Origin of the sequence: Streptomyces sp. NRRL F-6676, assembly GCF_000725625.1 — a bacterium.
GTDB lineage: Bacteria > Actinomycetota > Actinomycetes > Streptomycetales > Streptomycetaceae > Streptomyces.
The window spans coordinates 140192-152488 of sequence record NZ_JOHS01000009.1; the positions used below are offsets into that span (position 1 = coordinate 140192).

Annotated in this window: 9 protein-coding genes; 5 read left to right on the forward strand and 4 right to left on the reverse strand. The window is 73.5% G+C overall.

Annotation, left to right across the window (positions count from 1 at the left end):
• Positions 1-160: 160 nt before the first annotated feature.
• Entirely contained in the window at positions 161-1147 is a 987-nt protein-coding gene (locus IO29_RS08925) for an HhH-GPD family protein (RefSeq protein WP_051707975.1), read from the reverse strand.
• Positions 1148-1480: 333 nt separating this feature from the next.
• On the opposite strand from IO29_RS08925, the gene IO29_RS08930 reads away from it, so the two are divergent.
• Positions 1481-2308: a hypothetical protein gene (locus IO29_RS08930; RefSeq protein WP_030378567.1), complete on the forward strand. Its 828-nt coding sequence runs from the start codon at positions 1481-1483 to the stop codon at positions 2306-2308.
• Positions 2309-2406: 98 nt separating this feature from the next.
• Here the strand turns inward: IO29_RS08930 and disA are convergent, their stop codons facing one another.
• Together disA and radA are read right to left on the reverse strand one after the other, a co-directional pair.
• Complete coding sequence (gene disA / locus IO29_RS08935; RefSeq protein ID WP_030378566.1) at positions 2407-3531, reverse strand: DNA integrity scanning diadenylate cyclase DisA; 1125 nt, start codon at positions 3529-3531, stop codon at positions 2407-2409.
• A gap of 80 nt (positions 3532-3611) precedes the next feature.
• Complete coding sequence (gene radA, locus IO29_RS08940; protein ID WP_030378565.1) at positions 3612-5021, reverse strand: DNA repair protein RadA; 1410 nt, start codon at positions 5019-5021, stop codon at positions 3612-3614.
• A gap of 374 nt (positions 5022-5395) precedes the next feature.
• Between radA and IO29_RS08945 the strand changes: the two genes are divergently transcribed.
• Positions 5396-7201: a BACON domain-containing protein gene (locus tag IO29_RS08945; RefSeq protein WP_037840530.1), complete on the forward strand. Its 1806-nt coding sequence runs from the start codon at positions 5396-5398 to the stop codon at positions 7199-7201.
• A gap of 16 nt (positions 7202-7217) precedes the next feature.
• Here IO29_RS08945 and IO29_RS08950 read toward each other — a convergent pair whose 3' ends face one another.
• Positions 7218-8060, reverse strand: coding sequence for a DUF3109 family protein (locus tag IO29_RS08950; RefSeq protein WP_030378563.1), 843 nt, complete (start codon positions 8058-8060; stop codon positions 7218-7220).
• 41 nt (positions 8061-8101) lie between these two features.
• Here IO29_RS08950 and IO29_RS08955 point away from each other — a divergent pair, with 41 nt between their 5' ends.
• The 3 genes from IO29_RS08955 to ilvD all read left to right on the forward strand — a co-directional run bounded on the left by IO29_RS08955 (position 8102) and on the right by ilvD (position 12003).
• Positions 8102-9031 carry a Ppx/GppA family phosphatase gene (locus IO29_RS08955; protein WP_030378562.1) on the forward strand — a complete coding sequence of 310 codons (930 nt, stop codon included), beginning with the start codon at positions 8102-8104 and terminating at the stop codon, positions 9029-9031.
• A gap of 167 nt (positions 9032-9198) precedes the next feature.
• Entirely contained in the window at positions 9199-10029 is an 831-nt protein-coding gene (locus IO29_RS08960) for a sugar phosphate isomerase/epimerase family protein (protein WP_030378561.1), read from the forward strand.
• A 120-nt stretch (positions 10030-10149) separates the two neighbouring features.
• Positions 10150-12003 (forward strand): dihydroxy-acid dehydratase, encoded by a 1854-nt coding sequence (gene ilvD, locus IO29_RS08965; protein ID WP_030378560.1) that lies wholly within the window; start codon positions 10150-10152, stop codon positions 12001-12003.
• Positions 12004-12297: the final 294 nt, after the last annotated feature.

Here is a 12297-nt window from a genome sequence, read left to right on the forward strand (position 1 = left end):
GCTAAGGAGAGGGGGTGTCACATACGGCTTTGGGGGATTTGTGGTGGGGGTGGCGGGCGACCGGCGGGCACGGTGACTGTGACGTCGCTGTCGACGGGGTGTGGGACGGGTGAGTGTGGGTAGAAGGCATGGCCCGCATCGCGGGGCCGGCCGGCCGGGCTCAGCTCAGGGGGAGGCGGTAGCGGCCGCCGGGCAGGGGTTCGACGAGTCCGTCCGAAACCAGACCGTCCAGCGCGCGGGCGCGCTGCACCGGCTCGTTCCAGACACGGTCCAGGGCCGCCTGCGGGACGGGGTGCGCGGCCTCCCGGAGCACGGCGAGCAGTCGGCCGCGCACCTGACGGTCCGTCCCCGCGTACGACTGCACGCGGCGCGGCGGGCCGTCGTGCGCGGGCTTGCCCGCGACGTGCCAGGCGCACCGGTCGGCGATGGGGCAGCGGTGGCAGCTCTCGTTCTTCGCCGTGCACACCAGCGCCCCGAGCTCCATCGACGCGGCGGCCCAGCGGGAGGCCGTGTGTTCGTCCTCCGGGAGCAGGGCACGCGCCAGCTTGCGCTCGGCGGCCGTGGTCGCGTTCGGCGGGTACTGGACGCCGGTGACCGCGCGGGCCAGCACACGGCGGACGTTGGTGTCCAGCACGGCGTGCCGCTGGCCGTACGCGAACGACGCCACCGCGGCGGCGGTGTACTCGCCGATGCCGGGCAGGGCGAGCAGCTGAGCGTGGTCGGTGGGGACGTCACCGCCGTGCCGTTCCGTTATGGCGACGGCCGCGCCGTGCAGCCGCAGCGCGCGGCGGGGGTAGCCGAGGCGGCCCCAGGCGCGGACGGCCTCGCCGGGCGCCTCCTTGGCCAGATCGGCGGGGCGCGGCCAGCGGCCGAGCCACTGCTCGTAGACGGGCAGCACGCGGTTGACCGGCGTCTGCTGGAGCATGAACTCGCTGACCATCACGCCCCAGGGCCCGGCGTCGGGGCGACGCCAGGGGAGGTCACGGGCGTGCGACTCGAACCAGGCGATGACGGGGCTGTGGAGGTTCCCGCCGGGAACGGCCGGGGGCGCGGGGTGCGTGGGGTCCGCGGCGGGCGTCGGGATGGGACTGGTCGTGGGGGAGGCGGCGGCGGGGGTGTCTGCGGTGTGCGCGGTGGGTGCTGTCATGGCACTTTCGATCCTGCCACGCGTCGAGCCGCTGCTGCGGCGTGTCGCGATCGGCGGGGTGTCCGGTGTCGTGGCGGCGGGGGCCGCGCCCCGGAGGGCCGCGCCCGTCAGGGGCACGGGACTGCGCCATGTACGGCTCCGCCGCGTGGGCGCGAGCGACCACGCACGACCCGCACCCGCCGACGAACGGAACCCTCCGAGCTCTTCCGCGACCGAGCAACCCACCCGGAGGCACACCCGGCGATCATCGGAACAGACGATGATCTCGAAAAGTTGCCGTTGGGCGGCGGGTGACGCCCAGTTGGCGCAACGATCTCTCGTAAGGTTTGCGCCGTGGGATCTCTGCGCAATCCGGTCGGGCCGCTTCCCTCCTCCATCTACTGGCGTCGGAGGGCCGTTCTCGCTGCCGTAGTCGGCGTGTTGGCACTCCTCGTCGTGTGGATCGTCGGCTTCGGCGGGGGCGGCGGGAAGAAGGACGAGGGCGGTGGCGACGGCAAGAATCCCGCGCCCTCGATCACCCCGGGCCCCTCCAGCTCGGGGCCCGCGATCAGCCAACACCCCGGCGGCCGCGACGAGTCGGGCGGCGGCGGTGACGGCGACACCAGCGGCTCGGGCGACGGCTCAGGGGACGGCGACGGCTCCGGAGACGGCACCGGCAACGGCGGTGGCTCCACCGGCGGTACGGAGGGCGGCGGCTCCGCCGCGACCGGCGGCGGTGGCGGGGTCACCGGGGAACAGGTGCCCGCCAGCTCGTCGTTGACCAACTGCACGGCGAGCGCGGTGAAGTTGACCCTGCGCAGCGTCCACAACACCTACGCACCCGAGCAGACCCCCACCCTCGAGGTGACCGCCCGCAACACCTCCGCCGGTGACTGCAAGGTCGATCTCGGCCCGAAGCACGTCGTGTTGACGATCACACAGACGGGTGAGGACGACGCCTTCTGGGCCTCCGACGACTGCCCCAAGGGCTCCGGCAGCGTCCTCTTCCGGGTGCCGGCCGAGGGCAGCGCGACGTACACGGTGAAGTGGGACCGCACGCCGAGCGCTCCCCACTGCGCGACGCCGAAGGCGGGCAAGGCGTCCGCGGGCACCTACCTGGTGGAGGCGAAGGCCGCCGGATTCACCAAGGCCCAGACGTCGTTCGTCCTGGCGAAGGACTGAAAGGGCCGAAAGGACTGAAGGGCGGAAAAGGCTGAAAGGACGGAAAGGGCCGGAAGGGCGGAAAGGGCTGAGGGGCTGCCGAAACGCCGGCCGTCCCCTCAGACGTACCGCTCGAGGATCGACGACTCCGCGAGCCGCGACAGCCCCTCGCGGACACTCCGCGCACGCGCCTCGCCGACACCGTCGACCGTCTGAAGGTCGTCGACGCTCGCGGCCAGCAGCTTTTGCAGGCCGCCGAAGTGCTCCACCAGACGGTCGATGATCGCGCCGGGCAGCCGGGGCACCTTCGCGAGGAGCCGGAAGCCGCGCGGCGAGACGGCGGAGTCCAGCGCCTCGGGGGAGCCGGTGTAGCCGAGCGCGCGGGCGACCGTGGACAGCTCCAGCAGCTCCGCGTGGCTCAGCGCGTCCAGCTCGGCGAGGGCCTCCTCGACCGTGCGGGAGCGCTTGGCGGTGGGCTCGGGGACGTAGTCCCGTACGACCAGTTCGCGCTCGGGCTCCACGCCCGCGATCAACTCGTCGAGCTGGAGGGCGAGAAGACGGCCGTCGGTGCCGAGCTCGACGACGTACTCGGCGATCTCGGTGGCGATGCGGCGGACCATCTCCAGGCGCTGCGCGACCGCCGAGACGTCCCGGACCGTCACCAGGTCCTCGATCTCCAGTGCGGAGAGCGTGCCCGCCACCTCGTCCAGGCGGAGCTTGTACCGCTCCAGCGTGGCAAGGGCCTGGTTGGCGCGGGACAGGATCGCCGCCGAGTCCTCCAGGACACGGCGCTGCCCGTCGACGTACAGCGCGATCAGGCGCATCGACTGCGAGACCGACACCACGGGGTACTTGACCTGCTTGCTGACCCGGTCCGCCGTGCGGTGCCGGGTGCCGGTCTCCTCCGTGGGGATCGTCGGGTCGGGCAGCAACTGCACGCCCGCGCGGAGGATCTTGGAGAGGTCGGAGGAGAGCACGATGCCGCCGTCGAGCTTGCACAGCTCACGCAGGCGCGTCGCCGTGAACTCGACGTCCAGGACGAAGCCGCCCGTGCACATCGACTCGACGGTCTTGTCGGAGCCGAGCACGATGAGTCCGCCGGTGTTGCCGCGCAGCACCCGCTCCAGTCCGTCGCGCAGGCTCGTGCCGGGCGCCACGGCGCTCAGGGAGGCGCGCATCAGGCCGTCGGCACCGGAACTCCCGCCGGATTTTCCGGGAGCTGCCGCCCGGTCGTTGGCTGCCACTGCACTCCTCCGGTCGCGGGTTCTGGGGCGCTCCGTGTCGCACTCTCGGTTCGTACGGACGGGCGAGACCAGGGCAAAGTCTACCGGCGGTCCTCCCGCTCCTGCGGGGCCTCTCGGTGACGGGAGCGCGGCAGGACCCGCAGCGCGTCCCCCATGTCCGCCACTTCCAGCACCTTCATGCCCGGCGGGATCTTCCCCGGATCGGCCGGGACCAGGGCATGTGTGAAGCCCAGCCGGTGCGCCTCGGCGAGCCTGCGCTGCACGCCCGTGACCCGTCTCACCTCGCCCGCCAGGCCCACCTCGCCGATCGCGACGAGGTTCTTCGGCAGCGGGGTGTCGCTCGCGGCGGAGGCCAGCGCGAGGGCGATGGCCAGGTCGGCGGCGGGCTCGGAGAGCTTCACCCCGCCGACCGTCGCCGAGTAGATGTCCCGCTTGCCCAGCGCGCTGATCCGGCCGCGCTGTTCGAGCACGGCGAGCACCATCTGGACGCGGGAGGTCTCCAGCCCGGAGGTGGTGCGGCGGGGCGAGGGCAGCTGGGAGTCGACCGTGAGCGACTGCACCTCGGCGACCAGCGGGCGGCGGCCCTCCAGGGTGACGGTCAGGCACGTACCCGGCACCGGTTCGTCCCGCCGGGTGAGGAACAGGCCGCTGGGGTCGGCCAGGCCCACGATGCCCTCGTCGTGCAGTTCGAAGCAGCCGACCTCGTCCGTGGCGCCGTACCTGTTCTTGACGCCGCGTACGAGGCGGAGGCGGGCGTGGCGGTCGCCCTCGAAGGACAGCACCACGTCCACCAGGTGTTCGAGGAGGCGGGGGCCCGCGATGGCGCCGTCCTTCGTGACGTGGCCCACCAGGAGCGTGGCCATGCCGCGTTCCTTGGAGGCGCGGATGAGGGCGCCGGCCACCTCGCGGACCTGGGCCATGCCGCCGGGGGCGCCGTCGATCTCCGGCGAGGCGACCGTCTGCACCGAGTCGACGATCAGCAGGGACGGCTTCACCTCGTCCAAGTGGCCGAGGACGGCGGCGAGATCGGTCTCGGCGGCGAGGTAGAGGTCGTCGTCGAGCGCCTTGATGCGGTCGGCGCGCATCCGCACCTGGCTCGCGGACTCCTCGCCCGTGACGTAGAGGGTGCGGTGGTCGGGTCCGGCGGCCTTGGCCGCGACGTCCAGCAGGAGCGTGGACTTGCCGACGCCGGGTTCGCCCGCGAGGAGGACGACCGCGCCGGGGACCAGCCCGCCGCCGAGCACGCGGTCCAGTTCGGGGACGCCCGTGGAGCGGGCGGTGGCCTGGCGGCCGTCGACCTCGGCGATGGGGAGGGCGGCCGTGGTGACGCGGCCGGGGGCCGTCGTACGGACGGCGGGCGCTCCGTACTCCTCGACGGTGCCCCAGGCCTGGCATTCGGGGCAGCGGCCGAGCCACTTGGCCGTCTGCCAGCCGCACTCCGTGCAGCGGTAGGAGGGACGGTCCTTGGTGGTCTTGGTACGGGCAGCCATGCGGAAACCGTAGCCGGGGGTACTGACAGCGGGTGCGGGGAGGCGCGACAGAGCTCGGGTGGCTGGGGTTCGCCGGCGGGTGCGGACGGTTTGTGGTTGCTCGCGCCCACGCGGCGGAGCCGCGTATCGACACAGCCCCGCGCCCCTGAAAGCCGGGGGCGCCCCCCGCTTTTGAGGGGCGCGGGGAACTGCGCGACAAGCCACGACGCGACCCGCGGCCGCACTACGAACCGAATCCCCCCACCCCGGAGCGCGCACGGAACCCGCCGGGAGGGCGCCCCGCACTCGGATGAGGGATCGTTTCACCCGTACGGAGTAAAAGTGCGGAAGGGGTGAGAACGGACAGCACCTCGGCGCCTACGGTCGCACGGGTGATGAGCAGCAGCCCGGAGACCCCCACGTACCCCACCGGCGCGCGCCCGGCGCAAGGGAGCGTGCGCACATCCGAGCGCACGACGTCGCGCACGTCCACGCACCCGCCCGCACCGTGCGAGCCCCCTCTGGACGGCCTGTTCACCTACTGTCTGTCGGTCCTGTGCGACCACGACGCCGCGACCGCCGCCCTCGGCGACGTCCTCGCCGTGGCCGAGCGCCGCGGCCGGCACGGCCCGGAGGCCGCCGCCGACCGCCGCGCCTGGCTGTACGCGCTGGCCCGCTGGGCCTGCCGGCGCCGCCTCGCCGAGTCCGGCCGCCGCCGCACCGCGACCCACGCGGCCGGCCGCACCTCCGACCGAGGCGACACGGCCAGGAGCACAACCAGGAACGCGGCCGGGAACGCGGCCAAGGACGCCGCCGACCGCCGTGCCGCCGCCGCGATCGCCGCCACCTCCAGCACCACGGACCTCACCCCGGACACCCGCGAGCGCCGCCGCCGCGAGCTCGCGCTGCTGGCCTGGCCGGAGGCGGCCGGCACCACCCCCGAGCAGCGCGAGGCGCTGGAACTGGCCGTACGCCACCGGCTCGCCGCCCACGAGGTCGCCGCCGTCCTCGGCCAGGACCTCGCCACCACCCGCGAACTCCTCGCCTCCGCCGCCTGCGAGGTGGAGCGCACCCGCACCGCCCTCACCGTCGTGGAGACCGGCGCCTGCCCCGGCGTCGCCCACCTCACCAGTGACCGCCGGCTCGTCCTCGGCCCCGCCCTGCGCACCGAACTCGTCCGCCACGTCGACGACTGCCCCCGCTGCCGCCGCACCGCCGAACGCGCCCTCCCCGGCAGCTGGCCGGGCGCCACCGTCACCCCCGACGAACTGCCCGTCCTGCCCGCCCCCCGCGCCGCCCTGCGCGCGGCGACCGCGCACCACGCGCGCGTGCGCGGCAGGGGCCCCCGCTTCGACCGGCGCGGCTTCCCCATGGACCCCGGCGACCACGCCGCCCGCCGCGAACGCATGCGCGCCCGGGCGCTCACCACGACGGTCGTCGCCACCGTCGTCGCCGCCCCCGTCCTCGCCCTGTGGGCCGCCTACCGGGGCGCCCCGCTCACCGGCGAGGGCTCCGACGGCCGCCCCGCCACCGCGGGCGAGGCCCAGGACCCGGGAGCGCTCGACGGCGGGGCGGGAGACACGTACGAGAACGCGGGCAGCGCGCGCGTGAGCCCCGACTCCCGCCACCCCGGCCGCCCCGGCGCCTCCGACGGCACCGACGTCGACGTGGCCGTGGTGGACGGCGACACGGGCGCACCCAGCGCCGGCAGCGTCACCGTGAGCGCGTGGAGCAGCGGCACGACGACCCTGATCACCCTCCGGGCGACCGGCGGCTCACCCGTCCACTGGTCGGCGCGCACCACCGCGCCCTGGCTCTACCTGAGCCGCACCTCCGGCACCCTCGCCCCCGGCGAGTCCGTCACCGTCAAGGTGTACGTCGACCACCTGAGCGAACCCTCCGGCGCCTGGCACGCGCGCGTGACGCTCGCCCCCGGCGGCGCCACGGTCACCATCGACGGCTACGGCACCGCGGGCACCGGCGCCCCCGACAGCGACCCCCCGGCGCCGCCCCACGGCCACCATCCCCCTCACCACCACCCGCGCCCGACCGGCACCCCGGGCACGCCGGACCCCGACCCCACGCCGGACGACCCGACCCCGGCCCCGACCCCGAGCGCCACCGACCCCACCCCACCGGCCGGCGGCGACGGCTCCACACCCCCGCCGGACAGCCCGGACGGGGCGAGCCCCGCGCAGTAAAGGCTCGGGGGACCGCTCAGCGCACCGGATCGGCCGGATGCGGGGCCACCAGCGGGAGCCCCCGGGCCAGCCGTTCCTCGCACAGCTCGACCAGCCGGTCGTACCCGGCCTTGCCCATCAGCTCGGTCAGCTCCGCCCGGTAGGACACGTACACCGGGTCGCCCGCGCCGTGCGCCGAGGTCGCCGACGTGCACCACCAGTGCAGGTCGTGCCCGCCCGGGCCCCAGCCCCGGCGGTCGTACTCGCCGATCGACACCTGGAGCACGCGGGTGTCGTCGGGCCGGTCGATCCAGTCGTACGTCCGCCGCACCGGCAGCTGCCAGCACACGTCCGGCTTGGTCTCCAGCGGCTCGCGGCCCTCGCGCAGCGCCAGGATGTGCAGCGAGCAGCCGGCACCGCCCGCGAAACCGGGACGGTTCTGGAAGATGCACGAGCCCTGGAACGGACGGGTCTGCCGGGAGCCCTCGTCGTCCTCGCTCACCCAGCCGCCGCGCCGGCCCTCGTCGTGGTGCTGCCAGATGTCCGGCGTGAGCCGCGCCACATGACCGGCGACGCGCTCCTCGTCCTCCTCGTCGGAGAAGTGCGCCCCCAGCGTGCAGCAGCCGTCGTCGGCGCGGCCCGCCTCGATGCCCTGGCAGCCGGCGCCGAAGACGCAGTTCCAGCGCGAGGTCAGCCAGGTCAGGTCGCAGCGGAAGACCTGCTCGTCGTCGGCCGGGTCGGGGAACTCCACCCACGCGCGCGCGAAGTCGAGCCCCTTCTCGTCGGCCGTGTCACGCACCGGCGAAGGGGCCTTCGAACCCGCCGCGGGCCCGGCGTTTTCGCCCCGCTTGCCGCTCTTCGCGTTTTTCGTCTTTGGCACGCCTCCAGGGTAAGTGCCCGTCGGCAGTAGCGTTTGCGTCCATGAGACTCGGTGTCCTCGACGTGGGATCGAACACGGTCCACCTGCTGGTGGTGGACGCGCACCCGGGCGCCCGCCCGCTGCCCGCGCACTCGCACAAGGCGGAGCTGCGGCTCGCCCAACTTCTCGACGAGGACGGGGCGATCGGCCAGGTCGGCGTCGACCGCCTGATCGCCGTCGTCCGCGACGCCCTCCAGGCCGCCGAGGACAAGGGCGTGGAGGATCTGCTGCCCTTCGCCACCTCCGCGGTGCGCGAGGCCCGCAACGCCGACGAGGTCCTCGCCCGCGTACGCGAGGAGACCGGCGTCGAGCTCCAGGTGCTCAGCGGCGAGGAGGAGGCGCGGTGCACGTTCCTCGCCGCCCGCCGCTGGTTCGGCTGGTCGGCGGGGAAGCTGCTGGTCGTCGACATCGGCGGCGGCTCGCTGGAGATCGCGTACGGCATCGACGAGCAGCCCGACGCCGCGGTGTCGCTGCCGTTGGGCGCGGGCCGGCTGACCGCCGGACGGCTGCCGGGGGACCCGCCGGCCCCGGACGACGTCCGCGCGCTGCGCAAGCACGTGCGCGCCGAGATCGCCCGCACGGTCGGCGAGTTCAGCCGGTTCGGACCGCCCGACCATGTCGTGGCCACGTCCAAGACCTTCCGCCAGCTCGCCCGCATCGGCGGCGCGGCCCGCTCCGCGGACGGCCTCTACGTGCAGCGCGAGCTGAAGCGGGAGTCCCTGGCGGCCTGGGTCCCCAGGCTCGCCTCGATGACCACCGAGGAACGCGCCGAACTCCCCGGCGTCTCCGCCGACCGCGCCCACCAGCTCGTCGCCGGCGCGCTGGTGGCGGAGGCCGCGATGGACCTCCTGGGAATCGAGTCCCTGGAGATATGCCCGTGGGCCCTGAGGGAGGGCATCATCCTGCGGAACCTGGACCAGCTGGGGATGTAGGAAAGGGGGGCGCGCTTCTGTGGGATGCGCCACGAGACGCGCCCCCGAAGGGGCGTGGGGAACTGCGCGAGCAACCCCCACAAGCCGTCAGCCGCCAACGAACCCCGAGCCACCCCACCCCTTAGGCGCCCCGCACACCACCCAACCGCACCCCGTAACCTGTCCCCATGGCGGAGCCCCCCGTACAGATCCCGGAAACGGAGCCGAAGGTCGCCCTGTCCACCGCCTCCGTCTACCCGGAGTCCACGGCGACGGCCTTCGAGATCGCCGCGCGCCTCGGCTACGACGGCGTCGAGGTCATGGTCTGGACCGACCCCGTCAGCCAGGACATCGAGGCGCTGCGCAGACTCAGCGACTACCACCGCATACCCATCCTCGCCGTGCACGCCCCCTGCCTGCTCATCACGCAGCGCGTGTGGTCCACCGACCCCTGGACCAAGCTCCAGCGGGCCCGCGCCGCCGCCGAGAAGCTCGGCGCGAGCACGGTCGTCGTCCACCCCCCGTTCCGCTGGCAGCGCCAGTACGCACGCGACTTCGTCGACGGCGTCTGGCGCATGGCGAACGAGACCGACGTGCGGTTCGCCGTCGAGAACATGTACCCCTGGCGCTACCGCGACCGCGAGATGCTCGCCTATGCCCCCGACTGGGACGTCACCAAGGACGACTACCGCCACTTCACGATCGACCTCAGCCATGCCGCGACCGCCCGCACCGACGCGCTCGGCATGCTCGACCGCATGGGCGACCGGCTCGGCCACGTCCACCTCGCCGACGGCAAGGGCTCGGCCAAGGACGAGCACCTGGTGCCCGGCCGCGGCGGACAGCCCTGCGCGGCGGTGCTGGAACACCTCTCGCGCACCGGGTTCGACGGCCATGTGGTGATCGAGGTCAACACCCGCCGCGCCATGTCCAGCGCCGAACGTGAGGCCGACCTGGCGGAGGCCCTGGCCTTCACCCGCCTCCACCTGGCGTCGACCGCGGATCTCCCGCGCGGCTGACACCCCAGGTCAGTACGGGTACCGAGACGCACGTCCCGCATTCCGGACAGCCCGTCCCGAACCCTGGATGACCGGCGTACGCTCGACGGCAGTCATAACTCTCCGAAGGAGCGAGCGACGATGCCCGAGCTGAGGTCCCGCACAGTCACCCACGGCCGCAACATGGCGGGCGCCCGCGCCCTTATGCGCGCCTCCGGTGTACCCGGCGCGGACATCGGCCGCAAGCCGATCATCGCGGTCGCCAACTCCTTCACGGAGTTCGTGCCGGGCCACACGCACCTCCAGCCGGTCGGCCGGATCGTCTCCGAGGCGATCAGCGCGGCCGGCGGCATCCCGCGCGAGTTCAACACCATCGCCGTCGACGACGGCATCGCGATGGGTCACGGCGGCATGCTCTACAGCCTGCCCTCGCGCGACCTGATCGCGGACAGCGTGGAGTACATGGTCGAGGCCCACTGCGCCGACGCCCTGGTCTGCATCTCCAACTGCGACAAGATCACCCCGGGCATGCTGATGGCCGCGCTGCGCCTGAACATCCCGACGGTCTTCGTCTCCGGCGGCCCGATGGAGTCCGGCCGCGCCACCCTGGTCGACGGCACGGTCCGCACGCTCGACCTGGTCGACGCGATCTCCGACGCCGTCAACGACAAGATCTCCGACGAGGACATCCTCCGCATCGAGGAGAACGCCTGCCCGACCTGCGGCTCGTGTTCCGGCATGTTCACCGCCAACTCGATGAACTGCCTGACCGAGGCCATCGGCCTCTCCCTCCCGGGCAACGGCTCGGTGCTCGCCACCCACACGGCCCGCAAGGCGCTGTACGAGGACGCCGCGCGCACGGTGATGGACATCACCCGCCGCTACTACGAGCAGGACGACGACACGGTCCTGCCGCGCAACGTCGCCACGTTCGCCGCGTTCGAGAACGCCATGGCGCTCGACATCGCGATGGGCGGCTCCACCAACACGATCCTGCACCTGCTCGCCGCCGCCCAGGAGGCGGGCGTCGAGTTCGGCCTGGAGCAGATCGACGCCGTCTCGCGCCGTGTGCCGTGCCTGGCCAAGGTCGCCCCGAACGTCGCCAAGGACCGCACGTACTACATGGAGGACGTGCACCGGGCCGGCGGCATCCCCGCCCTCCTCGGCGAGCTGCACCGCGCGGGGCTGCTCAACGAGGACGTCCACTCGGTGCACAGCCCGTCGCTGGCCGACTGGCTCAAGACCTGGGACGTGCGCGGCGGCTCCCCGTCCCCCGAGGCGGTCGAACTGTGGCACGCGGCTCCGGGGTGTGTGAGGTCGGCGGAGGCCTTCTCCCAGTCCGAGCGCTGGGAGGCGCTGGACACCGACGCCGAGGGCGGCTGCATCCGCTCCGCCGAGCACGCCTACTCCAAGGACGGCGGCCTCGCGGTCCTCAAGGGCAACCTCGCGGTCGACGGCTGCGTGGTGAAGACGGCCGGCGTCGACGAGTCCATCTGGACCTTCGAGGGTCCCGCGGTCGTCTGCGACTCCCAGGAGGAGGCCGTCGAGAAGATCCTCACCAAGGGGATCAAGGACGGCGACGTCGTCGTCATCCGCTACGAGGGCCCCAAGGGCGGCCCCGGCATGCAGGAGATGCTCTACCCGACCTCGTACCTGAAGGGCCGTGGCCTGGGGAAGACGTGCGCGCTGGTCACCGACGGCCGCTTCTCCGGCGGCACGTCGGGTCTGTCGATCGGCCACGCGTCGCCCGAGGCGGCGTCCGGCGGCACGATCGCGCTCGTCGAGGACGGCGACCGGATCCGCATCGACATCCCCGGCCGCACGATCGAACTCCTCGTCGACGACGCGGAACTCACCCGGCGCGCCGAGGCCCTCGCCGGCGACTACACCCCCCGCAACCGCACCCGCAAGGTCTCCACGGCCCTCCGCGCCTACGCGGCCATGGCGACCAGCGCGGACAAGGGCGCGGTACGAGACGTGACCAAGCTCGGCTGACCCACCAACCACAGCCCCGCGCCCCCATCAGGGGCGCGGGGCTGTGTCCTTTGCGCGGCACGGCCGCGGGGCCGCGAGCACTCACCGTGCCCCTACAAGGGGCGCGGGGCTGTGTCTTTTGCGCGGCTCCGCCGCGGGGCCGCGAGCACTCACCGTGCCCCTACAAGGGGCGCGGGGCTGTGTCTTTTGCGCGGCTCCGCCGCAGGGCCGCGAGCACCCACCGTGCCCCTACAAGGGGCGCGGGGAACTGCGCGACAAGCCCCCACCCACCCGCACCCGACCCACAACCCCACC